The sequence below is a fragment of the Ruminococcus sp. AM42-11 genome (assembly GCF_003480145.1).
Classification (GTDB): Bacteria; Bacillota; Clostridia; order Lachnospirales; family Lachnospiraceae; genus Blautia_A; species Blautia_A faecis.
The window spans coordinates 34,939-60,404 of record NZ_QUIO01000017.1 but is presented as its reverse complement, the minus strand read 5'-3'; the positions used below and the strand labels follow the sequence as shown (position 1 = coordinate 60,404).

Annotated in this window: 20 protein-coding genes; 2 read left to right on the top strand and 18 right to left on the bottom strand. The window is 43.0% G+C overall.

The genetic code is table 11. The features are described from left to right. Nucleotides 1–2: 2 nt before the first annotated feature. From DW904_RS11450 to DW904_RS11385, 15 genes are all read right to left on the bottom strand, one after another. Nucleotides 3–920, bottom strand: coding sequence for a tyrosine-type recombinase/integrase (locus DW904_RS11450; RefSeq protein ID WP_118580639.1), 918 nt, complete (start codon nucleotides 918–920; stop codon nucleotides 3–5). Between the two features lie 169 nt (nucleotides 921–1,089). Further along, nucleotides 1,090–1,365 (bottom strand): hypothetical protein, encoded by a 276-nt coding sequence (locus DW904_RS11445; protein WP_118580636.1) that lies wholly within the window; start codon nucleotides 1,363–1,365, stop codon nucleotides 1,090–1,092. 18 nt (nucleotides 1,366–1,383) lie between these two features. Beyond that, complete coding sequence (locus DW904_RS11440; protein WP_118580633.1) at nucleotides 1,384–2,064, bottom strand: hypothetical protein; 681 nt, start codon at nucleotides 2,062–2,064, stop codon at nucleotides 1,384–1,386. After that, entirely contained in the window at nucleotides 2,061–4,478 is a 2,418-nt protein-coding gene (locus tag DW904_RS11435; RefSeq protein ID WP_118580630.1) for a hypothetical protein, read from the bottom strand. Before DW904_RS11435 ends, DW904_RS11440 begins: the two co-directional genes overlap by 4 nt. Beyond that, nucleotides 4,478–6,688, bottom strand: a complete 2,211-nt coding sequence (locus tag DW904_RS11430) for a hypothetical protein (RefSeq protein WP_118580627.1) — start codon at nucleotides 6,686–6,688, stop codon at nucleotides 4,478–4,480. Before DW904_RS11430 ends, DW904_RS11435 begins: the two co-directional genes overlap by 1 nt. 17 nt (nucleotides 6,689–6,705) lie before the next feature. Next, complete coding sequence (locus DW904_RS11425) at nucleotides 6,706–6,888, bottom strand: hypothetical protein (protein ID WP_118580624.1); 183 nt, start codon at nucleotides 6,886–6,888, stop codon at nucleotides 6,706–6,708. Between the two features lie 46 nt (nucleotides 6,889–6,934). Then, the gene (locus tag DW904_RS11420) at nucleotides 6,935–7,135 is read right to left on the bottom strand and encodes a hypothetical protein (protein ID WP_118580621.1); all 201 of its coding nucleotides are present in this window, start codon (nucleotides 7,133–7,135) and stop codon (nucleotides 6,935–6,937) included. Nucleotides 7,136–7,201: 66 nt separating this feature from the next. Further along, nucleotides 7,202–7,666, bottom strand: coding sequence for a hypothetical protein (locus DW904_RS11415; protein ID WP_118580618.1), 465 nt, complete (start codon nucleotides 7,664–7,666; stop codon nucleotides 7,202–7,204). 13 nt (nucleotides 7,667–7,679) lie between these two features. Beyond that, nucleotides 7,680–10,223 (bottom strand): hypothetical protein, encoded by a 2,544-nt coding sequence (locus DW904_RS11410; protein WP_202187710.1) that lies wholly within the window; start codon nucleotides 10,221–10,223, stop codon nucleotides 7,680–7,682. A 16-nt stretch (nucleotides 10,224–10,239) separates the two neighbouring features. Continuing rightward, nucleotides 10,240–12,021: a hypothetical protein gene (locus DW904_RS11405; RefSeq protein ID WP_118580612.1), complete on the bottom strand. Its 1,782-nt coding sequence runs from the start codon at nucleotides 12,019–12,021 to the stop codon at nucleotides 10,240–10,242. A 65-nt stretch (nucleotides 12,022–12,086) separates the two neighbouring features. Further along, entirely contained in the window at nucleotides 12,087–12,650 is a 564-nt protein-coding gene (locus tag DW904_RS23965) for an ATP-binding domain-containing protein (RefSeq protein WP_243110402.1), read from the bottom strand. Nucleotides 12,651–12,790: 140 nt separating this feature from the next. Then, on the bottom strand, nucleotides 12,791–14,308 hold the full coding sequence (locus tag DW904_RS11400; protein ID WP_243110401.1) for an AAA family ATPase: 1,518 nt from the start codon (nucleotides 14,306–14,308) through the stop codon (nucleotides 12,791–12,793). After that, nucleotides 14,305–14,697 carry a DUF4870 domain-containing protein gene (locus DW904_RS11395; protein WP_147422317.1) on the bottom strand — a complete coding sequence of 131 codons (393 nt, stop codon included), beginning with the start codon at nucleotides 14,695–14,697 and terminating at the stop codon, nucleotides 14,305–14,307. Before DW904_RS11395 ends, DW904_RS11400 begins: the two co-directional genes overlap by 4 nt. Before the next feature lie 16 nt (nucleotides 14,698–14,713). Then, nucleotides 14,714–15,304: a single-stranded DNA-binding protein gene (locus DW904_RS11390; RefSeq protein WP_173718710.1), complete on the bottom strand. Its 591-nt coding sequence runs from the start codon at nucleotides 15,302–15,304 to the stop codon at nucleotides 14,714–14,716. 428 nt (nucleotides 15,305–15,732) lie between these two features. Next, on the bottom strand, nucleotides 15,733–15,882 hold the full coding sequence (locus tag DW904_RS11385) for a hypothetical protein (RefSeq protein WP_226855071.1): 150 nt from the start codon (nucleotides 15,880–15,882) through the stop codon (nucleotides 15,733–15,735). Between the two features lie 204 nt (nucleotides 15,883–16,086). Here DW904_RS11385 and DW904_RS11380 point away from each other — a divergent pair, with 204 nt between their 5' ends. Together DW904_RS11380 and DW904_RS11375 are read left to right on the top strand one after the other, a co-directional pair. After that, nucleotides 16,087–16,395 (top strand): type II toxin-antitoxin system RelB/DinJ family antitoxin, encoded by a 309-nt coding sequence (locus DW904_RS11380; RefSeq protein WP_118580603.1) that lies wholly within the window; start codon nucleotides 16,087–16,089, stop codon nucleotides 16,393–16,395. Then, nucleotides 16,392–16,763: a type II toxin-antitoxin system RelE/ParE family toxin gene (locus DW904_RS11375; protein WP_118580600.1), complete on the top strand. Its 372-nt coding sequence runs from the start codon at nucleotides 16,392–16,394 to the stop codon at nucleotides 16,761–16,763. The genes DW904_RS11380 and DW904_RS11375 overlap by 4 nt, the downstream gene beginning before the upstream one ends. 82 nt (nucleotides 16,764–16,845) lie before the next feature. On the opposite strand, the gene srtB is transcribed toward DW904_RS11375, so the two are convergent. The 3 genes from srtB to DW904_RS11360 all read right to left on the bottom strand — a co-directional run bounded on the left by srtB (nucleotide 16,846) and on the right by DW904_RS11360 (nucleotide 25,457). Next, the gene (gene srtB, locus DW904_RS11370; RefSeq protein ID WP_187565867.1) at nucleotides 16,846–17,574 is read right to left on the bottom strand and encodes a class B sortase; all 729 of its coding nucleotides are present in this window, start codon (nucleotides 17,572–17,574) and stop codon (nucleotides 16,846–16,848) included. Nucleotides 17,575–17,641: 67 nt separating this feature from the next. Then, the gene (locus DW904_RS11365; protein WP_347562127.1) at nucleotides 17,642–24,046 is read right to left on the bottom strand and encodes a SpaA isopeptide-forming pilin-related protein; all 6,405 of its coding nucleotides are present in this window, start codon (nucleotides 24,044–24,046) and stop codon (nucleotides 17,642–17,644) included. Nucleotides 24,047–24,200: 154 nt separating this feature from the next. Beyond that, complete coding sequence (locus DW904_RS11360) at nucleotides 24,201–25,457, bottom strand: hypothetical protein (RefSeq protein ID WP_118580594.1); 1,257 nt, start codon at nucleotides 25,455–25,457, stop codon at nucleotides 24,201–24,203. Between the last annotated feature and the right edge of the window lie 9 nt (nucleotides 25,458–25,466).

The window sequence follows — 25,466 nt, the reverse complement described above, 5'->3', positions numbered from 1 at the left end:
TATCACGCAGCATCCATAATTTTCATATTATTTCTCGGATGTCGTTCTCGCAAAATATCCGCTTGCTTTTTGGCTGCTACGTGAATATAGATCTGAGTTGTTTTTATTGAGGAATGCCCCAAAATCTGCTGCACACAGCTCACGTCTACGCCTTCCTCAATCAAATATGTAGCAAAGGAATGTCGGAACATGTGGGGTGTAATTTTTGTTTCAATCCCAGCATTCTTCGTGTATTTCTTTAACATAAAACGAATAGATTGTTCTGTGTATCTGTTTCCTCTATTATTCACAAAAAAATATCCACACTTCTTTATTTCCCTCTCATTTTCTACATAGTATTTCCGCAGAATTTCTAAAACTGTTTTATTGCTGATTTGGATATACCGTTCTTTTCCTCCCTTTCCCATAATTCGTATACGCCCAGAATTCAAATCCATACTCTCATTTCGAATATTTGATATTTCATATACTCTGGCTCCAGTGGCAAAAAACAGCTCCACAACCGCTACATCACGCAAACCATATTTATATCCAATGCCAGAAAGACCATTCAGGTAAGTATACATATAATTTAAGAGCTGCTCTATCTCATCTCTTGGGATAATCCGAGGCAGAACTATTGTTTCTTTAAATTTAACTTTTATTTTTCGAAACGGATTCTGTTCTAACAGTTCCTCTTCTTCCAGGTAACTATAAAAGGCTTTTACCGATGCAATTTTTCTTTTCACCGTTTTCTGCTTATATTTTTTATGTAGCTCCGTAATATACCGCTCAATCGTTTCTCTTTCTGGCACATCACAGCATACAAAAGAAAAGAACTGATTCAAGTCGATCCGGTACGCTTTTACCGTTTTTGAGTCCAGTTCTTTTCTGTAAATACAATATTCTAAATAATGTTCCAATCTATCCTGTAGCTTCATTTCCAATACTCCTTTTTCTATCACAGTACTGTAAAATATATTTTTTGTCAAAACCAATGCATAAAATACCCGATCGATTTTCCAAAAGAATTGCCATTCCCAACAACACACTTCACGTCACAATTCTCAGTATTTTTGTAAGGGACTGTTTCCAGCCCCTTACTTTCTCCTATTCAACAAACAATTTTCTTCTGTTTTTGTGTCTCTTTAGAAATTCCTTGCGGACACGATCATATTCCGTTAAGAGGGTAATATCCTTTCGCCTGCTAAGCGGACGGTCAATCACTTCCGCATAATAGGTATGCTGGATCAATTGTCCATAACACGCAGAATTATAAACATCCTGCAGCTTACAGCCGATTGCTGCTGCCACTTCCGGTCCGGTGATGGAATAAACCATCACCGTTCCGTCCTTTCTACATAAATTATATAATGCACTAGCCATACAATTCTCCTTTTTCTTTTATATGATCCACACTTCATTTGGAACTTTTTTTGCAAAGCGGTCAAAATCACGCCAGGCTTTGGTATCCTTCGCATAAGCCCCCTTTTCCTTACAAGCTCCTTCATATAAATCTTCAATTCGCTTTACGATTCCCAGATAGTCTGTATGCTCACCTTTTATGAAGCTCATGGCTGCAGTCAGATTGTCATACCGGTACCGAAGCCCGACGTAGGAACGGTAAACATTAAAGCACTGGCGTACTGATGCGATCAGTTCCTCTTTAGTAAGACGCATGAGCTTTTCTTTTGCCACATCCTCCGCCCAGGTCTCTTCCCCGTCGATTCCAAAATAATCCCGCTCGAAAATATCATAGCCAAGATACTCCCCAGCTTGTGCAGCCACAAAAAACAAATTAAAGCACTCCGGAATCCACTCTTCCTGAAGCGCTGCCATCAGCTGATCACAGTCTGCTTCTAAGGTAGAAAATGCGATTTTATATTCCTCAGCTTCGGATTCATCATCATTTAAAGACTCTAAAAGAGTTTCCTTATCATCATCCATGAACCAGATCACAAGGGTACACCCTTCGTACATTTCATACAGGTCATCCCAAATATCCTGCCAGTTCAGACCTTTTGCAATGGGCTTCTTGTACCTTAAATTTCTTGCCTGTTCTTTTCTTAGTTCCTGAATGCTCACGCAGCCACCTCCTGTTCTTTATTTTCCAGCAAAAAGATATTGCTGCTATAGTCTCCGGAATCCGATACTGACGCTTCCCCGTATAGGCTATCCAGGTATTGGCTGCCGTTTTTGGATTTGGAAATATATAAATAGTAGTTACTCTTTATATATTCCTTTGTTTTCACATCATCCTGGTAGTAACAGCTAAGAACCAACCTGGCTCCCAGCTTTTTGGCTTTTTCTTTTGCAGCCACAAATACAAGGTATACGGCCTGGTCCATTTCCTCATTTGTCAGATTCTTCTCGTAATAGCGCTCCAAGAACAATACCGATTCCTCCCCTTCCTCTTCTTTTGGTTTCCCAGCTCCTGACAGATCTGCAAACTGGATCTTTTTTCGCATTCTGTCACCCACATAGGAGCCCTTTGTCAATCGTATCATGGCCCGAAATACCACCTGTCCATTTTTTCGGATAAAGAAAAACTTTTTATTCGAATCAAAGCAGGATAACAGGCAATCGCTGTTTAACCCTGAGCGGTAGGAGAGGCAGGAATAGCTTGGGACCTCTCCGATCTGCATAACTGGAAGAAGACCGGTTTCCTCTTTTAATACCAAGTTTTTGCTGGTAAAAGTCCGATCTATTTTCCATTCTTTTTCCGCTTCTTCGGATACCTCAAAATCAATCTCACGCATGAGATCCCCAGATGGATATTTCAGTTCGTCAAATTTTCCAAGAAGCTCTGCTGTAACCAGTCTCCGGATTTCTTCGATTTTGGAGGGCTGCCGTTCCAGAAAAGTTTCCATGATCTCAGCCCCACCTACAAATAGAAAGTTGCCAATCCGAGCAGCATTATTTTGTACAAATTCTTCTGAAAACGACAGTTTTTCTTTTAGCAGCCTCCAGGAAACATCCCCTAAGATCAGCTTTTCTTTTAATTCACTTAACGAATCACACTCTTTTACCAGTGCCAGATCTTTTAACAGATAGAGAGCCTGTTGTTCCATGGTGATCTCCTTTTCCATGCCTTTTAGCTGCTCGCGGTACACCAAAAGCCACAGTGCCGTTCCATAGCTTAAATCCGGAATGTTCCAAAAGTCCTCCCGGATCCATCTGGATAACGGCTTTTTGGATAATGCAGCTGCAAGTGGTTCTATCTGACCTTCCCAAAAGGAATGCGGCACACACTCCCGTTTTATCAGTTCCCGAAGAACCAGAAGTCTTTCATCACTTTTGCAGGTCAGATGTTCATACAGCTCGATTACTGCCTCTTTTGCAGTACAAAGAAGCTTTAACTCTTCAAATGTATGCTCCCGTTTTGCCAAAAGTTCAAATCTGTCACGCGATAAAATCAGATCCGCACTATCTTTTAAATTCTTCCGATTGAGGGTATTTAAGTTTATATACTCCTGGTACACCTCTTTCTTTAACAGCATGGAAGCATTTGGAAGATCATAAAAAAGTTCCGCTTCCTCATTGATGAGATTTAAGAATGCCTTCTTTTTCTGTGTGATAGCATATAATAGAATCTCGGATTTTTCTTCACTTAGACTGGATAGAGAAATTTTTGATAACGGATTCTGGTACAGGGTATTCACATAGGACACTTTACTGGAAAATACTTCGGCTGGATCCGCGCCATCTGTAAATGCCCGTTCCAGCTTACACAAATCCTCATACAGAGCTTCATTCCACAGCCATAAGTTTAATCCATCTGTCAGATTCTCTTTTTCAATGTACCTGGTCACAATCCTTAACTTTTCCAGTATCTCAACAGGTCTTTCCTTCATCTGATCGAATTGTTTCTGATTTAGAGATCGGATCTCGGCTTCATACCCGGCAAGCGTATTGACAAGCTCCATCAGATCTTGATCTTGAAGAATTTTAAGGTTGTTTACATTTTCCAATAGGTTAAGCAGCAGCTCTGAGGAAAATACCGGATTCACAAGCAGCATACGGTCTTTTTCCCCTGCCTTCTCAAAGTCCAGCACATCCATACACATGGCAATGCTTTTTACCAGCTGTTCTTTTTCTTCTTTGCTTACATTCTGCTCTCCATAATATTTCATATAAGAATAAGCGGTTCCATCGGTTACCAGCGGATCAAAATACACGGCTTTTACCTGTTCATAAGAAAAATCCGAAACTTTATCTGTCCCCGCATCCAATAGGATCCGCTGGAACCGGTATGCATTCAGCTCACATCCCTCTTTTTTCAGGATTCCAAGATAGGTAATCGTTTCCGGATCTTCCATCATGTACAAACATACCTGTTCCCCCAAGAACGGGATCACATCCATAACTTCATTTTGAATGATGGCTTCTGCTGCCCGTACACATTTTTCTTCTCCCTTTTTTGCCAGGTAACAAAGAGACAGGCCCGCCGTTTTTAGCATATTTCGTTCCGCTAAATGTCTTTTTATCACTTCAATCATTATGCAACCTCCATCAAATCTACCATCTGCCTGATGCCCTCTAACTCTATCTTTTCATTTTTATACAGGTTCTGAAACAGCAACAGCAGATATTTTATTTCCTCTTTGCTGGTTACAATTTTTCCTCTTCTGTCCAGATAATCCCGCATATAGGAAAGAATGATCCTGGCACGTAAGGAATCTTCCGCATATCTTCCATAGTAATAAAAGTCATAGATCTGTTCGAAAAGCTGATTTGTCCCCTTATTTTTCCGAAGCAGAAGATTAAATTCCTTTTTGATCTTCTTTTCCTCTTCCAGCTTTCGCATCCTTGTTTCCTGTATCTGTTTCCACTCTTTTTCCATTTCAAGGCTTCGCAGTTCTTCCTCTGACATGTATTTTCTTCGCAGCGTTTCTTTCCCACTACTGTCCTCCAGATAGGGAAGGATTTCTTTTGCCATCTGCATAGCTTCCTTTGGTTCCATCCAAAGTCCTGTACTGTCTTTTAACAGGATGCTCCTCAAAAAGCTGATGTAGTTTCCAACATCTGTTAAAAACAGATGTTCCTCGATCCACATAAATAATTCCTGATGTACACCTCTTTCCAACAGCGGGCGGCAGATCTCGCATTCTCCACGACTAATTCCATACGGATACAATGAAAAGGTTCTCTGGATCATGCTCCATGGTTCCAGAATTCCCGGGATTCCCTCTATTCCAATTTGGGTAATGACGAGCTTTAACATGGAAAAACTGGTCATGGTATTTATATCTTCCATATCTGCTTTCAGGTAATACAACATGCTATCCCATTTCTCCCCAAATACTTTTTCTGCCTCCCCGGTCTGATCCTCCCCGGTATCAGCCTCTCCGATAAAAGGGATCGGTTCAAAAGCATCCGGATCCGGTTCTTTGTTTCTCATTTCCCGGTATTCCTTTAAAAATTGTTTCATAAGACCGACGGCATCCAGGATCTCATTTTCGCTTAACAGATGAAAGACATGACGAAGATCGTAATCTATTTTCTTCCAGAAGATTTCCACATACTCCCGTCCGGTCAGCTTTTGATAGGCTGCAAGATAGGATTCCAGCTCTGGTTTTTCAAATGTCCCATTTCGCAGGGTGTCATTTACGCACTTTTCAAACTCTTCCTCCTTAAGCTGCGTGGCCATGCAGTGCCATTTTTCCTGGTTTAAATTAATATAATGCCACTCTTTCATCCCATTTTTTCGAAAAGGAAACAGCGTTAAGAAAGTCCGGACATTTTCCACCTTCATTCCATACAGGCAATTTTGGATTTTTTCCTGTCCACCAAGACGCACTGGAAAACAGTCGTATTTTCTTAAAAAAGTTTCACATAACTCATACACCACATCCGGATACATCTTTTCTCCTGGCAGAAAGGTTTTCAATACCTTTACTGCAATCTTCTCCGCAGTCAATGAGTTCGGATCCAGGTATCTTCGTGCCCCTGTCAATATGCCATTTAAAAAAATGACCTCTTCCTTTTTATATCCATTTTTTATAAGCTGTTCCTCCAACGCCCCGTTTGCATTCGCCGCATTTGTCTGGGAAAGTTTTACCACCTGTTTTAACACCGCAGTTTCTTTGGTCCGGTCATTTTTCAGCCGTTTCTCATATTTCATGGCAATCCAGGCATAAAAATGCCAGTCTTCGTAAACAGACAGCCTGCGTTCCCTTCCAAAGCAGGCCGCGATCTTTCCCTTTAATTTCTGCCATAACGTATCCGACTCTGGAAAAACGGAAAGGATAAAGATCATTTCCTCCACTTTTTCATATGGATACTGGTGCAGGGCATCCACCCAGAGCTTGCGATCTTTTGTTGCAAGCAGACACCGGACTGCAAGGTAACACAAATCCTTTTCTCCAAGTACCTTGCCAAACTGTTTCCAGAAGCCGCTTTTTTGGGTACCATTAAACATACAGGTCTCCTGAATGCAGGATGTCCCTGCAAGCGCAAGCCCAAGAGCCCGGTAAACCGGTTTTGTCATGGTTCTCCGCTCTTTCATACGCTCTAATACTTCTCCGGGATAGTGAAGATTATATTCTTCCTCCATGCTGTGCTCACAGATTCCATAAAACAGGCTGTTTTCTCTCTCCTGTTTTAAAAATGCTTCTTTGTCCGCATTTGAGGACAGCTGATAGATCATGGATACCATCTGCCGGTACAAGACGGGATCCAGCCAGTCTTTATAGATGTTCCATTCCATTCTTTGCCTCTCCTTTTTCAACTAAACTTAAATGCATCAATTCCATGCAGGTTATGGCTTTTTCTGGTCAGTGTAATACTGTCCTCAAAAAGTTCCTGACAGCTTTTTTTCGCTGCCCTTCTCATGCCTTTTGAAGTCTGGCGTTTTGCCATTCTTTTAAATCCAGGTCCCACCAGGTGATTTTTATGATACATTCCCATATTTTTCACTCCATTTCTGCAGGTACAAAGTCCTACCTTATTCTTTTCACGCTCTTTCTATATAGCGGATACTGTTTTTTCGGCATTCAAATTCCGGGCACAAGGAACTCCACAATTCTTCCAGATCCTTCATCCCGAATGCACTAAGTTCCGTTTCCTGTTCCATTCCATACAGGTCGGTATATCCAATCTGGTAAGTTCCGCCTCCGCTTCTTACGATTCCTTTTCCAGCTTTCCTTACGGTCATGTTATTGCCTCCATTTAAAATTATTTCTTCCTATTAATTAAGGGGGACGACTTGTCCCCCAAAAAGTTACGCTGCAATATAAAGTTCTTTTTCCCTGTCCACAAGAGGCAGAACATAGGTTGTCTGTTCCAGATGGTTTTCTTTTTGATATTTTACGCCATCGTGATAAGACGAGAACTGAAGGATCTGCCCCTGGTTTTTATAGGGCTTCAGGTTTTCCTTCCATCCGGGCTCTAATCCGTGAACGGCAAGCCCCCAGGCCACCTTGCAAAGATTGCATCTTAATCCTGCATATCCAAGATATTCTTTTACAAACTGTTCCGCACTGTGGGTGTTAGAAAAATAACGGGCATACTCAAATGAGCGGCACAGAATTTTTCCATCCTGAAAGCCTGCAAAATAACAATCTTTTTTCAGCTCGATCACATACCCGGTTGCGTAGATTTCCTTTCCCGGATGTATCTTTTTTGAATCCTCATGGATCTGTAACAACTGTTCGGAATAAATCTTTTTTCTTTTTTTATGCTGCATCATGCTCCTCCTTTTAGTTTACTCTTCGAAGTAATTTTGCCAGCTGCTTTGTCAGTCGGATGGGAAGCTGCTCTAAGCTTGATATATCAAGATAGGCATTTCCATAAATCTTCCGGATAGCTTCTTTATCCCAGCCAATCGCTGCTGCCTGAAACAAAATTCCTTTCTTTCCAAGTTTTTCCTTAATCTTTTTTAAGTCTGCTGTGGCATAGCTTCCAAAATAACGGGTTGCATTTGGCAGTCCGTCACTGATAAGGAACAACAGTTTTTGTTTTTCCGGACGTTTTAAAAGCTTATTTGCCATAAATAGAAGGGCTGCCCCGTCCCGGTTACTGCCATCGTTTTCCATAGTGATGATCCGCAAACGGTCGTTTCTGTCTTCCTCGAACTCTGCATAACTGTGAAAATAAACGGTTTCCTCACTTGGATCACGATGATCGTAACCATCCGTATGGTGCCCGTAAACCAGAATGGGGATTCCGGCTTTCCTGCAAAAATCGTATAAGGTGAGGGCTGCTACCTTGGCTGCTTCTATACGATGACCTATCATGGAGCCAGAATTATCTACCAACACGCAGACCACCGCATCTGTTTTCTTTCCTGGAAATGTCCGCTTATATACGGCACCGCCTGGATCTGCAATGGCACGCATATCCAGCTTTTTTCCAAGATACATCCGACGTTCCGTCCGTTCCTTCTGGTTTTCCAGGATTGGAAGAAGCCTGGTCCGAAGCCTTTTTTCTACCTTTCTTGCCGAAGCTTCATATGCAGACAGCCAGCTTTTTTCTGTTTCTGTGAAGGTGTTCTTATACAGAACCTCTTTTTTTACCATGTTATGGGCTGCTTCAAATTCCATCCCATCCAGTTCCTCCTGCAGACGGTTTTGGGCTTCTACTCCCATATCCTGATCCACGGTTTCTGATACTAAATCCAAAAGGATTTTTTGCAGTATCAGGTCAGATTTTTCATCTGCGCCTTCCCGTTCTTCCTTATCCTCTTTCGAAACCTGGACCACCGTGGCATTTTCAAGTTCCGGTAAGGCAGTCTCATCCACTTCCGATTCCTGAATAAATTTGGGAAGATCTTCGGTCAGTTCTTTTAGATACTCCCCCATAGCTGCCTCCAGCTTTTTTAGTTGTTCTTCCGTCAGTTCTTCTGTTTGTTTCCCGGTTTTCGCCTCGTCCTTTCCATTTCCGGATACATCTGTCGGAAGATCCTCATCGGAGGAATCCGAAGAAAAATCTTTTGGACCTTCTTTACCGCCTACAGCTTCCTTAGATTTCTCTTCTGAAGAAGCTTTCTCAGATACCGTTTCTGATTTATTTTCCTTCTCTGAAGAATTTGGAGACTCCTCCCCGGTCTGCTTAGAAGCTTCCCGGTTGTTATCTCCAGAAGTATCACTTTTTTTTACAGGTTCTTCTTCCCCTTTGGATTCCGTTTCTTCTGTGGAGGATTCTTCTTCCTCTTCTCCCATGGATTTTCCATTTCCCTGGGATGCCTCTTTTCTATCTTCCTCTGTAGAATTTTCTTCCCCTGCTGATTTTTCTTCTGCCGGTTCTTCCTGCGGTGGTTCTTTCTGCGACGGTTCCTCCGGTGGCTCGTCCACTTCTGCCGGTTCTTTTTCCGACGGTTCTTCCTGAGACATTTCTGCTTCCGACGGTTCTTCCTCCTGCGGTGGCTCTTCCTCGTTTTCTTCTGGTTCCTTGCATTCCTGCTTCAGTTCTTCCAAAAGATTCCGAAAATACTTCCACATCTTAAGCAGAATCTGGTTGGTGGCCTGGTAACGGATCAGATCACTGTCCGCTGTCACCGACAGATCCACAAACTGCTTCACTTCATTTAAGGTATCCAGCATCTCACAGCTTTCCATATTCCAGGAATTGGCATATCCCCGGAGGGCATACTGTACAAGTACCTTTAAAAAAACAGAAACCGGATCTGAATTTCCCTCTAGCAGTTCTTTTAACGGGGGAATCCATTCCACGTTTCGTCTCCGGTTGATCAGAATTCCTTTTTTGATACTTCCAGGAAACAGGCTGCACATCTTTTCCTCTATGTACACATCATTTAAAAGGTTGCTGATATAAGACGCACATTCTGTCAGAAGGGGAACCACCACTGGATTTTTCCCGGCCAGACAGGTATCCATCTCATTCAGGGCTTTTTCTTCGTCCTCGTTTTCCGGCTCTGGTGCATCCGGATACCAGACACCTGCCAGCATATTCTGCACATAGACTTTCCGAAGTGCAGAATCCGTAAATCTGGCATGGCCGCATTCATGTCCTAATATCCCGATCAGGCTGTCACTTTTTTGTTCCAGTTCTAAAAAGCTGCCTGTGATGAGATTGCCAATGTTGATGCCGATTCGTTTCCCATCATTCCAGCCTGCCAGTCCGTCTTCTGTACTCTGGTACAAAAGCAGCTGCTCCAGCTTTTCCCCTGCCACTTCATTTGCAAGGTCCCGAAAAAGTTTCCGGTAACCTTCTGAAAAAAAGACCTGACTGGGGCTTAACTTTTTTTGTTCTTCCTTGATCCGCTCTCTATAAGTATCCTTCATTTCGATTCTCCCGTTTCTAACAATACGGTTCCACATAGGTCTTCATCAGATGTTCCTGTTCCTCCGGATCCATTGTGGCTTTACTGATAACCGCAACCTGTGCCGCGCGCCTGACATCTTTAATTGCCTGAAAGGTACGCACCCAGTTTTCCAGTTCCCGATAGCCGCACACACCATCCTGAAGATCTTCTTCCTTCAGATAAGCATGGATTTTTTGAATGGCCGAAACCATAAAGTTTAAGAATTTCTCATCCCCATATCCGGTACGTGCAATAACCCGCCGCTTCATTTCCTCTTCTGTGAGATTTTGCTTGGGCTGGATCAGGCTCATACGGGATAAGACCGACTGGTTAAAATTTCCGCAGCCCACATAATCCAGGTTTGTAGTCATAATCACAATGGTATCTTTATTTCTCTTTATTTTTTCCCCATTAATCAGATCTGTCACCGCTCCATCATCAAAAAGAGAGTTCAGTCTTGTAAGCGTCCCTGGTTTTTCAATCATGGACGGCTCCTGAATTTCCAAAACGGAAGGAAGACGGCACGCTTTTATGATCTCTGATTCCCGCAACAAAAAATCCTTCTCTGCCCTTGCACTTTCATATCCTTTTTCATAAGCAAGGCGCAAAAGTTTTTCAAATGCAGCTTCTTCTGAAATGCCCTCTTCATAGGTTCCGCTAAGTACACAAAGTGCGGAAGCTGGATCCATCTGAAGGTCGTAAAAGGCTGGAAGCACTGGAAGCGTTTTCTTTTTCGTTCCCATGTTTGGTACCGTACTTGCAAGAAGCTCCAGCTCATCTGTACCAGGGCCACAGGTAAATACATAATAGGGAAGGCCTAATATCTGTGCGATCATCCTGGCATCTGTGGTTTTTCCAGTTCCAGCTTCCCCCGTCATCATAAAAAGCCTTGCCGGGGTATGAACGACCATTTCCAGGATTTCTTCCACCTCCTGGCTCACAATGTAATCCTCTGGAAGCGTGGGGATCCTCTCTTTTTCACTATGCTGGCAGTTAAAATGTCCTGCATACTCCATCTTTAACTCCGAAATAGCAGCACCTTTCTTCCTCCCTTTTACTCCCAGCACCTTAAAAGTACCAATTATACAGGCATTTGGCGCATAAATTCCGGAGTTAAGGTCAAAGGGATGAAAACTATCCTTCAGTTTTCCTTCCGCAAACTGGTTCCGGTCAAAAGAAATGGCGTCCTCCGTTGTGGCAGTCATCCGCAGATACAGGTTATCGCAGCAGCGAAAGGACATTTTAAGTGCCTGCCCCGCCAGTCCTGCTTTTACAGCACGTTTCAGTTCGTCAAAGCAGGTATGAAACTCATCGTCGTAATACTGGCTTTCGGGAACTATACTTGCATAGACAAGCATTGCAAGATACTCTTCCCCGGTAGATTTTCCCTTTAAAACGCCAGGCATCTTTGTTGTTTCTCCTGCGGGATCCTTTTTCTTTCTAATTCCACAGAATCTTCCGTTTTGATAATTGTACGTCATGACACAAAGTTCCTGCTCCACCGGGTACTCCAGGCAAAAATAACGAACAGACTTTTCTGCCAGCTGAATTCCGGCAGCACCTTCTTCTTTCTCTTTCATTCCAAAAAGCTTAAAAATAGCAGCCAAAGTGGGCGGATGAAGCTTGGCAGATTTTCCATTTGTCCGCGTATTATATCTGGAGCAGTCTTCCGCTTCATAGCTGATTCTTTTTTTCTTTGCAAACTTTAAATATGCCTCAATTTTTTCCGGCAATGCCAATTGATAGGTCCATGGTTCATAAAAACAGATTTCTGGCATTTTGATTCCTCCATATGGAAAAGCAGGGTATGAGCATTTCGCGTCTCATATCCTGCTGATCTTTGTTATGCTGATTTCTTTTCCTGTTCCAGGTAGGCTTTGTAAATCTTTTTGATCCGGTAACCAAACATGGTATTTCGTTTGCTCACCGTATCGTTATTGATTGCGATTACCATTGCCTTTTTACTTCCTACTATTTTCACCCCACGCCTTGCTCTTGTGACTGCGGTATAGAAAAGATTTTTCCGCAGCATCCGATAAAAACAGGTGAGCATCGGCAGGATCACTACTGGATATTCCGAACCCTGTGCCTTATGGACTGTGATACAATAAGCCAGATTTAGCGGCCATATATCCCCTTCGGTATATTCCATGATTTTTCCATCCCCAAAATCTACACGCATCCTGCTTTTCCCGTCTGCTTTATAGATATTTAGGACTTCTCCAACGTCACCGTTTGCCACATCTTCCTCATTTTTCAGCTGCATAACGAGATCTCGCTCCCGATATGTAGTCGATCCATTCTTAATTTCCGGATAACCATACCGCTTCGGATTCACGATATCCCGAAGGACAGGATTTAATGCATCTGCACCTACCTTCGTATCCTTTCGAAGCGGGGAGAGCACCTGAACCCCTTCTACCCGGTTTTCGTTTTTTTGAAGTTCTTCCCGGTAGAGTTTCTGGATAATTTCAGCAGCTTCTTCATCATCTTTTGCCGGATAAAACTGGAATGTATCATCAAAAACCAGATTGGTTTTCCTTTCGTTTATCTTATCCGCATTCTGAATAATTGTGGATTTTCCTCCTGCCGGAAGCTCTCTGTTAGTATCGTAACTGGGATCACACCAGATTCGATCATCTCTTTAAATACGTTTCCCGGTCCCACTGATTCCAGCTGGTCTTTATCGCCTAAGAATACCAGGCGGGTTCCAATAGGAACCCGAGACAAAAACTTATCCATAAGTGGCATGTCGATCATACTGCACTCATCCACAATGATAAGAGATGCCTCCAGCATACTCTCTTCGTCCCATTCTTCCTCACCCGCTTCTCCTTTTAACCCAATTGCTTTATGAATCGTCAGGGCGGGGCAGGCAGTACAGTCACTCATCCTTCGTCTGGCACGACCAGTTGGAGCACATAACAGTATCTCCGCGTTCTTATGAAGAATTTTCTCTACCTCAATGATAAAGCTGATATCTGTCGTCTTTCCACGTCCAGGTCCTCCGGTAATGATGGTAACCGGATATTGAAATGCTTTTAAAATTCCTTCTTTTTGCCTGGCATTTAGTAGAATCTTCTCTTTTTTCTGAATGCTGCTTATAATGGAGTCCACCTGATAACTTTGCGTCCCACCTCGCAGGATCAGTTTGACTAAGGAAGCGGCCGCTCCAAGCTCTGCACGAAAACTATTCTTTAAATAAAATCCGCCATCACTACACACCAGGGTACCATCCTTACGGATCATTTCATTTCCGGCATCCCGGATGGCTCTTTCTGGCACCAGTCCGGTTTCCTTTTTATGATTTAAAAGCAGGGCTGTCCGCTTTAAGATTTCCTCACAAGTCAGGTATAGATGGCCTTCGCCTTCTGCTTCCGACATAATATGAAGAATCGCTGCTTTAATCCGCATAGGCTCATCTGGCTTAAAATTCTTTGCTTTTACCGCAATCGGATCCACCGTTAGAAATCCAAACCCAGGAATCTCGCACAAACGAAATGGCGTGTTCTGAATAATGAGTGGGGCTGCATTTCCAAAGTGTTCCTGGATCTGCGCCACCTTCCTTGGTGTCACCCCAAAGGGAGATAAGGTCACAATTAACTGCCGCAAAGTCTCGCTGCCACGGTATCCTTCCAGAATCTCTGAGAGCTTTTTTCGGGTAATGCCTTTGATTTCCAGTAACTTCTCAGGATTTTTTTCAAGAACTTCAAACGTATTTTCCTGGTAACGGTCTACAATCCGCTCGGCAAGTACTGGCCCGATTCCCTTAATAAGGTCAGAGGCCAGGTATACCTTGATTCCTTCTGTGCTCGTGGGTAATGCAATCTGAAAAGAAGAAACCTTATACTGCATTCCAAATTTTCCGTCTTTCCAGGTTCCGTTCAGTTCTACTTCAAGGCCATCCTCAGTCGGAAGCTCATTTCCAATTGCCATAAACATGCCATATCTGCCATTTTTCTGGCTGCTTACTTCCTTGGGAAGTGTTTCTTCCGTTACATAGGAGGCAACGGTGTATCCATTTCCTGCATTGTAATAGATACACCGGACTGCTTTACATTTCATTTTGGTCCATCACCTCCGGAAACACCTCTTTTTCTTCCCTGTTTTCTTCCTTGCTTTCTCCTCTGTTTTACCGGTTCTGACCGCGTTTCATCCGGACTCTTTTGAACGCCACCGGGCGCTTCAGCATGACCGCGTACTTTACCGGGAGCTGGTTTCTTGGTTTCAGGGTGGCTGTGTTTTTGTTCATCATTCTCATTCGGATTCTCCTTTTTTTCATTTAGATATTTGTAACAATAGATACCTGCTGCAATTGGAAGCCCCAGTGTCAGACTCTGTACAATCACTGCTAAAAACAGCGGCCATAAAAAGGGTGACAGAAGCATTCCTATAATTCCAGTTATCAGGCAGGCTTTTTGGTGTGCCTGGCACCATTTTTTTACTCGTTCCATTTTTTCTCCTTTGTTATCAGCAAAAATCTCCCATCTCTTCATTTCCCATATTCATAAATTCCTCGTCTACGTTGTAGCGGTTTTGTGAAGTCTGGCGTGAAGACTGGGCTCTTTGTGGTTTACTTCCTGTACGGTTTGTTTTCCCCTGGTTCGTGTTTTTGTAGTATGGCGAATTTTGATAGGAATTTCCTGGATTCTGGCTGGATCGTCCATTGGAATTTGATCCACTATTTCGTGAGGGCTGTGAGGAATTCCGATTGGTACGTCCGTTCTGGCTCACATTTTCACTTTCGTCCTTACTGTCTACAAACTCAATGTCGTTTACAAGCAGTCTCATACCATATACTTTTTCGCCACTATTACCTGTATAGTTATCATTATGCATCTCGCCCTCTAAAGCGATTTTTTTGCCCTTATAAAAATACTTTGCTACAAACTCAGCTCTTTCCCCAAATGTGACACAGCTAAAGTAATCAGCATTCGGAGCTCCTTCCTGCTTGAAATTTCGCTCAACCGCAATCCGAAAATACGCGACTGTCTTTTTTCCCGCTGAAGACATCACCTTTGGATCCGTTGCCATCCGTCCGATAAATATAGACTTATTCATGTGCACACTCCTTGTTGTTTTTGATTCGATAACAAAAAACATTCAGAATGAATCCCAAATGTCCGTTATCATTTTCCTTCTTTTACCAGTTCTTCCGATCTCCTTTCTTTTGGATTTTTTATTTTTCCTCCTTTCAAGATGTTGATTCGTATTTGTTTTTTTGCAATAAAAAAAGGCCACTTAGAACGTTTCATTCTAAATGACCTAATTTCTCACAAAAGGCAGGAACCATGTTCCTCATATTTTTCTTTCGGGCTTCTCCGAAACCAAATTTTTTTACCTGTTTTACAGGCACAAATACAAATCTCAAAATCATAATAACACAAGATATAGTATGCGTCAACAATTCATTTTCTGTATTTTGTGTTATAATTCATTTTCTGTATTTTGTGTTATAAACAATATGTTTTTCATTTTTACCACAAGAGTCAAATTCTTGCCCAAAGTTCGGTTGGTGTAAATGCCATAACTTTACTTTTGGTAAAATCTTTCAAATTTCTTGTAATGATATAATCTGCATGAACAGATTCCACCGTTGCACTCTGCACTGCATCTTCAAACAATTTTGCTGTCATCATAGCAAAGCTCCTTTTCTATGTTTAGTACATATCGCGATATATATCATAGTCAAGAAGATATTCTGCTATATATCTTATCGTCTCCAGAACAGTAGCTATTCACCATTTATACCTGATTCAATCCCAAGATTGTATTGCTATTGTACTGACATTTGTGTATAATAACTATAGATATCTTATTTCTCTTGAAAGGAGCGGATCTATATGGCTGCAAAATCAGCAAATTTATATGCACGAATCGAACCAGATGTAAAAGAAAAAGCAGAAAACATTTTGTCTACGCTTGGAATTCCAGCTTCCAGTGCTATTAATATGTTTTATAAACAGATTATTTTACAGAGGGGACTTCCATTTGAAGTGAAATTACCATCTTCAAGACCAGTTGACATTCATACATTATCTGAAACAGAATTCAATGAAGAATTGGAGAAAGGATATTCGGATATGCAAGCTGGACGGGCTAAAAATGCGAAAAAAGCCTTTGCAGATATCCGCAATGATTATGGCATATGATCTATGAGGTTGAATTATCTGAACAGGCTGACAACGATTTAAGAGGGATTTTTGAATATATTGCATTTGAATTGCAATCCCCTGAAAATGCAAGCGGACAGCTTGATCGTCTTGAAGAACAGATTTTAAGTCTGGATATTATGCCAGAACGGTATCGAAAATATGAAAATGAACCATGGAAAAGTCGTGGACTTCGTGTATTACCTGTAGATAATTATGTGATATTTTATATTCCTGATTCCAATAAGAAAGTCGTAACAATTCTTAGAGTAATGTACGCTGGACGTGATATTGAAAATCAGTTAAAATTTCACACAAAGCAATCAGAGACCATAACTTCCTTTTCTGCAAATATGGAAACGCCATAATAACTCGAATTAAGTTTCACTTTCTAAACAATGCCATCTTTGATAATTTTGCTATCAAAGATGGCATTTTAACTTCCTGCAATTAAAAGACTTCTATACTTATATCCTCACCATTTGTCTCTGACTCTTCACCTTTCTCTGGCAGTTCACAAAAAAGCACTAGCCGTTTTGAAGAATCAGAGCCGCAGGTGGATAACAAAAGTGTCCTGGTCTCCACCTGTTCTCCCAGCCAGAAGGTATCACTATCCGCTTTTACATAGCCACATTTTATGACGGTATAGGTTAAGGCTTCCCCATCTGGTAAATACAGATATACCTTATTATGCTCCTGTAAATACGATTCACTTTCATATTTATGCAGCCCCTGAAACATGCTGCCATCTTTCATATTATGCCCGTATAGAATAGTTTTACGGTTGGTAAAATCCGGACTATTATCTTTATCCAGAAAAATACTTCCTGCCACATGTTCCGTCTTTTTAAAGGTATGCTTCAGATAATATTCATTGTCAGTTCCCTGCACAACCGGATAATCAATCCTGGTGTCCGGGATCCGTATCCAGGCAATGATCTCTGGATTTATTTTCTTTAGAGCTTCAAAATCCACGGTAACCGTTTCTTCCTGGTTTTCCTCTGGTGTTTCTCCATCTTTCCTTTCTTTTGGTTCTTCCACGGCAACGTATTCCCGCAGGTTGTCATATTCCTCTTCTCCATCCCGGTACATAAGATAAGTTCCGATTCCCATACAGATACCAAAGCCAAGCAGCAAAAGGCACACCGCTACAATCCCCATTTCTTTTACCTGCTTCATAACTTCCTCCATTTCCAATGTTTTTGCAAGAAAAAAGGACCGCCACAAACGTGACAGTCCAGTTTTCTTATTCCTCGTGATTTTTCTTTTTGGTGTACCAGAAGATTCCGGCTATTCCTCCAACGGATAAAACAAGAAGAAGGATTGGCAGCCAGATATTGGTATCATCCCCAGTTTTCGGGGATTTTACATAGTCACCAGTCGGGATCCGCTCATTGGTAAGCTCTTTTGTGATCTCGATCTCTTTTGTCTTATCATCCTGGTAGGTAAATACAATGGATTCCTCTTTTTCGCTTCTCACATAGCCATCCGGCGCTTTGGTTTCAACCAGGATATACTCGATTTCTTTTTTCATCTTTCCATCTTTATAAGAAGCGATTGGAATATCTCCGCTTGTAGCAACGCCCTCTTCATCTGTGACAAGGGTTGCCACAACTTTTCCAGATTTCTTGATCCGAAGCTCAAACTCTGCTCCGGCAAGAGGGGAGCCATCTTCTGCATCGGTTTTCTTAAGAACCAGTTTTCCAACCGGGCGGGCATCTTTCATCTCAACCTTTTGGACTTCTCCGGAATCTTTAACCTCGAAAGATACCTCTTCTGCAACCAGGTAACCATCCGGGGCCTGTTCTTCTCGAAGGGTATAGGTTCCAACCGGAAGTTTTTCCACCATATGCGGATCTTTTTTCGATACCCAGCTTTCTACTACTTTTCCATCTTTATCCAGGATGGTCAGCTTCGCACCTGGGATTTCTTTGGAATCTGTCACATCGGTTTTATTGATTTCCACTTTTGTTACATCATCTAGCATCTGGTGCTTCTGAACTTCGGCTGTATCTTCCACTTTAAACTCAATGCTCTCTGCAGTGGTATAGCCGTCTGCTGGTTTGGTTTCCACCATCGTATAGGTTTCCCCCACTAACAGGCCACGGATCATATGTGGTTCTTCGGTAGAAATCCATTCATCCACAACAGTTCCATTGGAATCCAATACCTGCAGGGATGCACCAGGAAGCTCTTTTCCATCTGTTAAGTCCGCTTTGGAAAGTTCCACAGAGGTCTGCATATCCTCAAAAATAAACTCATAAACAGCCTGGGTGGTTTTGTCGCCCTGATATTCGAAGGTAAATTCCTGAATTTCGGTTCCACGCACATACCCGTTTGGTGCATAGATTTCTTTGAGGTAATACTTTGCATTGATCGGAAGGTCCGCCATAAAGTGAATCCATCCGCTTTCATCTGTGGTCTTCAATTCAATGATAGTATCCTTCTCAATCAGAACTTTGCCGCTTGCCGATACAATATCTTCCGCTGCATACAGTCCAAAGATGGCTCCGGAGAGAACCTTGTCGCTGTCCTTTTCTTTTTTCAGAACATTTACCTGCACCTTCTGGCGGCGGTTCTGCCAGTCTGCACTATAGGTTACCACCGGGGTATCCTGGTCACGGTAGGTAAGGTCTACATATCTTGGCTCATCATCCAATACATATCCATAGGAGGTTTCTTTTTCGATAATGTAATATTTACCAAGAGGCAGATTGTCAAGCTCTGCGATACCTGTTCCGTCGGTTGTGATGGTACCCACCAGCTGATCTTTTGTATAGTAATTTTCACTGACACCATCCGCTGCTTTAATATCCTCAGCTGCGTACACGTTAAAGGAAACATCCATCAGGCTTCCGGTTACATAACTAAAGAAATGCTCTACCACACCTTTTGCATTGTCAAGTAGGGTAACATCATCTATGAACTCCCCTTTTTTATTTACCAGCAGGCGTGCAATCGGCACATCATCTTCCATCTTTACCTTCTGTACCTCTGCGGTATCGGAAATCTGAAAGCTGATATCAGTGGTGCGTAAATAGCCGTATGGTGCGATCTGTTCCCTGAGAGTATAGATTTCTCCAACCTTTAAGCCTTTGATTACATGCGGCTTGTCTTTTACAGATGTCCAGAAATCTACCACTTCGCCTTTTTTATTTAGGATAATTAAGGAAGCTCCGTCCAGTTCCACGCCGGTCGTTACATCTGCCTTTGTGATTTCCACGGTGGTTGGCTGGTTTTTCTTGGTGGCTTTTAATTTGATTACTTTTACATCCTGTCCCTGGTAGCTGGCATCAAATTCCAGGATTTCATCCGAGGAAACATAGCCATCCGGTGCCTGAAGCTCTTTCACATAATACTTGCCAAGCGGCAGGTCCAGGGTAATCTGTGCCAGCCCATTTTTGTCACTCTTTACCTTCTGAAGCAGGGTATCTGCCTTTACAATTACCTTATCGCCGAAATAAATGTCATTATTGTTATAAATTCCAAACTCGGCACCTTCCAGCTTTTTACCAGTTTCGGCATCCTCTTTCACCACTTTAAGTTCTACCTTCTGGCGCTTATTGGAAAATTCCACGGTTTCTTCCACAACTGGAGTGTTCTGATCTTTATACAGGAAGGTAAGCTCCTGGCTGTCCGAGTTAATGACAAACCCGGTTGGTGCTTTGGTTTCCACAACACGGTAGGTACCAAGGGGCAGATCATTTAGAATGGCCTCTCCTTTTTCATCTGTGGTAACCTTCTGGATCAGCGTATCTTTTGGGTAAATGACAGTGCGGTTGCCCGCTTCATCCACCTGGTGATCCGGGGTATAAATATCCTCTGCGGCATAAACCGCAAACTCAGCACCAGAAAGGGAAGTTTCCTCGTAGATAAAATCTTTTTTGAAAGATTTTAAGGTTTCCCCAGATTTATGGATGATGAGCTTTCCTTTTGCCGGATGGTTCTCATAGACAACCGTGATGATCGCATCCCCAGTTGTGGAATCCATCTGGTAAGCAGTGTTGCTGTCTACTTTAATCTCAACGAAATTGGTATTCTGGGTATAGCCGTCCGGGGCAGTCACTTCTTCAATGCGGTAGTTGCCACATTTTAAGGCACTTGGCAGAATCAGATAACCATTTTCATCCGTAAAATAAGATTTATGGGTAACGGTACTTGGATAAGTTGTGGTCTGCTCCACGTATTTTCCTTCATCCAGGTTGTAAATCTTAAACTCGGTGTTTGCAACCAGGACCGGCTTCTTGGTTTCATCATCCTGTTTAATGATTTTTAGTTTTGCAGAAAATTCTCCGTCTAAAAGGACCCGCCAAACCTGTGGCTCTGACTTATTTTCGCTGATTATAACCGTAAAATCAGCAACCGGTTTAAAATTATGCGGTGTTGTGGTTTCCCTTACCACATAAGTTCCATATGGAAGGGGGATTGTGCAGGCATAGCCTTTTTCGTCTGTAAAGATCTCGGTCTTTCCATCTTCTGTCAGTACTACAGGAACGGCATTTGCAAAATCATAGGAACCATCCTCTTTTGTACTTAAGCTGCTTACGAGATAAGCGGAAAATCCGGCGCCTTTTAACAGATCGGCATCTGTTTTTCCGTTATTTGCAGCCTTAATCAGCTGGAACGGCTGTTTTTTCACATTCTCGGCAACTGTAATGGTACAATCGATTTCTTTCAACTGGTCACCTTCATAACCGCCTTCCACATCATGCTCTTCTTCATCCAGGACATAACCTGCAGGCGGAGTAATCTCTTTTACATAGTATTTTCCAGGATAGAGACCGGATACACTTGCATTTCCAGCTTTGTCGGTGGTAAGTGTAGCAACCTGGGCGTCTTTTGGATAAAGGACACCGCTGCTGCCATCCGGGTAACCAATTGCTTCCCTTGCATATAGGCCATAAACAGCACCTTCTAAAGTTGCATCTCCCTGTGCGTTCTTTCCCGTCTCACTGTCTTCCTTTGTAAGATGGATATTCACACGGACGCGCTCATCTGTAAAAGTATGTGTAAATTCTACTTTTTTCTCTTTATCCCCTGCATAATTAAATGCAAAGGAATAAACATCAGAAGTATTTAACACGTACATCTGGGGTGCCTGAAGTTCTTTGATATAGTAGGAATTGTTAACCGGAAGGTCTGCGGTATAACCTGCTTTTCCATCCGTACCAGTAGCTACCTTTTCAATCAGGGTGTCTTTTCTGACGATCACATTCCCGTCTGCAGATACAATATCATTCCCTGCATACATTCCAAAAACAGCACCTGTAAGCGGCTGTCTGGTTTCCCCATCCTGTTTTACCAAAGATACGGAGGCTTTTTGTCTGTCGTTGGTAAAGGTAACCGTGCTAAAAGAAACTTCTTCATTTTCACCGGCAGCTGATAAGGTTACGGTTTGGGATTCGCCTGTGCAGACCAGCTTATCCGGTGCCTGTGTCTCGGTTACCACGTAGGTTCCTATGTTTAAGTTATCAAGGGTTGCACTTCCGTCTTCACCGGTTGTCAGACCTTCTTTTACAAGGGCACCATTCTGATAAATAGTAGATCCATCTGCAGCCACAATGTCCTCTCCTGCATAGACATTATATACCGCACCTTTTTGCCTTCTTGTTTCATAACGGAAGGTTACCTTTTCATCCGTTACATCTGCCCCTGTTAATACCTCACCCTCTTTGTAAACGGTAAGGGAAGCCTTTTTCTCATCGTCAAACAGCTCCTGTGTAACTTTGCTTCCCATCACAAGTGACACGCCGTGGGCGGTAGCATCCACAAGGTAGCCAGAGGGACCTGTGATCTCTTTTAAGTAAACCACATCCTGGGTTTTGTCAATTGTCACAGAAGAAACGCCATTTGCATCCGTTGGCGGCATTTCTGTAATCAGGTTCTGGCATGCCTCGTCGCTATAGACACCATAGACCGCACCTGCTAACAGGGCATTGGAGCCCCTATCTTTTTTGATAATCTCGATAGTAGCCTGCTGAAGCCAGGTGACGGAAAAATCTATGAATTTTTCATCGTCGACGCCCTCACCAAATACCAGGGCAAGGTTCTGGGTATCGGTACCGGTCGTTACTTTATACGCCGAAAAGTCTTTCGTAATGTAACCTTTCATCGTAGACTTCCAGGCTCCCGCTACCTTTGCCGCCTGGTCAAGCGGTGCGGATAAGTAAAAAGTAGTTCCACCATATAATTTTATACTGACTCCGGCAGCACTTGCTTCTCCTGTATCCACGTTATGGAAAACCACGCCAGATGGAAGCTTCATGGTAATGTTCTGTAAGGAATCCGCTTTAAACTTGATTTCTTCGGTACGCTGCTCATTTCCATCTATATAAGCAGTTACGTTGTCATTGGAAAACTCCATGGCAACATCCGGGATATCCGGCTGTGCCATGCAGTATTCATAAAGTTCCATGGCAAGAGCCTGTCCGGTAGAGTTTGCCCCGGAAAAAGCATCGTCACCTCCGCTTGCATAAGACACGGCCAAATGAGTGATAACAAACTGTTTCCCTGCAGAAAAATCCGGATGTTCCTGTTTGAAAAAGCCATTTACACCAGAAGCTTTGGTTCCGTAGTAGCACACTTTTGCAAGCTTTTTGCCATCCCCAAGTTTGGTGATCTTATACACACCATCCCCAGGGCTGTTTTTCGAGGGCTGAATACAATAAGCGGTTGCACTGACATTGTCAAATTTGACCGTATATTTATAGGTCAGATAACTGCCAAGCCCATAATCACTGTAGTAATAGCAGGTTCCCCTTGTCACATCCACATCGGTTCTGGTGCTGGCATAGGTAGCAATAAAAGAAACCGTTTCGCCCTCTTCCAGGCTTAAAAAATCAATTTCCTGTTCCTCTGCCTGCTCCAACACTTCGCCAAGCGTCAAGCCGGTCTCCGGATCCACAGTGTTCTCTTCCTCAGCGCGTTCCAGTTCAGAGTCAAACTCTTCCTCTGGCAGAATCTCGGAACCAAAACCATCATCCTCTTGAATAACTGTCTCTGTTGTGTTCTCCGGTTTCTCTTCTGTATCCACTTCTGTATCCACTTCCGTTTCTATAGACACATCTGCTTCTTCACCTTCTACTGGTATCTCTGCCAGATCTGCATCCTTTTTTTCCTCTTCTGCCGGAACTTCCACAGCAACTGCTGGCTGTTCCGGCAAAGGGTCAGGATCTTCGCTGTCCCCAGACTCCTCAGAACCGGAATTTCCAGCAGCCTGGGTTTCTGGTTCTTTTTCAGTTACGGTAATGGTTCTTGCAACCAGATAAGAATCACCTTCTTTGGGTGTGATCCGGTAAACACATTTATAGATCCCCGGTCTTCCAGAATCAAATGTGGTTCCGTCCTCCATGGCAGCCTTTTTCAGTTCTGCCCTGTCACCATCTTTTAAGCCTAACCCTGTAAAATCCTTCTCTACTTCAAAGTCGGTTCCCTGTTCAATTGTGATGGCAAAAGCCGGATCCGTAACGGTTTCTGTAATCAGTTCCTCTTCTGTTTTTTCTACGACCGCAGGTTCCTGCATAGCTTCCTGTGCCACTTCTGCCTCCGCTTCAGCGGATACTGTAAAAACACCTGTCTGAAGGAAGCTGCTGCAGCACAGCATAACCGCCATTGCACCTGCAAGCCACCTTTTTCCCTTAAATTTACCCAATGTTTTTCTCCTCTCCTAGATAATGGTCTGTCCCTGGTTTTTACCAGGCATGGTCTGTCCCTGATTTCCATCTTTTTCTCCTTTCTACTGGCCTGTTTAGCCAGATAAAAAGAGACCTGAATACAGATTTCAGATCCCCTTTTATTTGACTAAATCAATAAAAACTCTCTTTTTCTTCTGGTGGCTTGCTGTAAATCCAGTCATCCACGCCCTTGTAATTGCCGAGCCACAAACCGTCTGTATCCGTGTCCCAGCTGATTCTCTGGCAGTTTAACCCAAGCTTTTCGCACATGTCGTACAGTTTAAGGCATCCTTTCCGGATGGTATCACGCTTTCTCCTTTTTTGTGGGCACTCCTGCTTTCTCAACAACCGTTCTGGTGTCCCACATACGATGCACTTTTCCATACAGTCACAACGGCAGGTAAGATCCATCATTTTGTCCATATCCATACATTCGTACACGGTCTGTAACCCCCTGCTTTTTAAATCTGCAAGCACAGGCAACAGACTTTTATAGTTTCCAACCCCTGGGATTCCAATATAAGGATATCCGCTTCTTAGGCTGGCAAGCTCTGCCTTTAAAATTCCTTCTGTTACATGGATGCTCCTTTGTACCGGGCTTATATAGCCGGACACCCCGGCCGGGCTGCCACTTGAAGTCCCTCCATCAAACCCACTGCTTGTAAACCAGATATATTTTCTTTTGTTCACCGGATGGTCAACCCGGATCTGAAAGCCCTTTATTTTATGATTCAGGGAATACACAGGGCACAGGTAGCCTCTGTTTCCCTCATAAAACGAAGCTTCCCACATGCCGTCCCGATTCCGAAAAAAACCTGGGATTCCGTCCAGCCTAAATCCTTTTTCCAATAGTTTTTTCGCAATAGTCCCTGCCTTTTTGGGTTCAATGCTTTTATAGCCCTTTCGTTCCAGTTCCTTTATTTCCGGATCTGTCACACCACGTCTTTTCAAGTCCTGTTTATGCAGGGTGTGAAGCTGCAAAAGGGAAAGCATCTGACGGTACACAAGGTCCACGTATTCTGGGGATCTTTTAACCTCGTCCGTTTTGGCCTTGTAACGGCAAGTTATCTTTTTATAGGTACTTCCTGTCACCTGACCGCCATTTTCCAAGCGGTTTATGATTTCCTGATAAGCTGTTTTGCACCGGTCTTCTCCATAAAGCCCCATAATGTCTGCATACAGGGTAAGCATATTTCCGCCCTGCCCGCAGTGGAAACAATGGAAAACGTTTTTGATTTCCCCATTTTTGCTAATGCAAAAGCTGCATTTTCCTCTGGTATCGCCACAATAGGGGCATTCCACCGGAAACTCCTGATCTGATCCTCCTTCAAGGCACCGTATGGACAGTAACCACGCCACTTCTTTTATGGTAAATGGATGTTCGTACATAATCCCTCC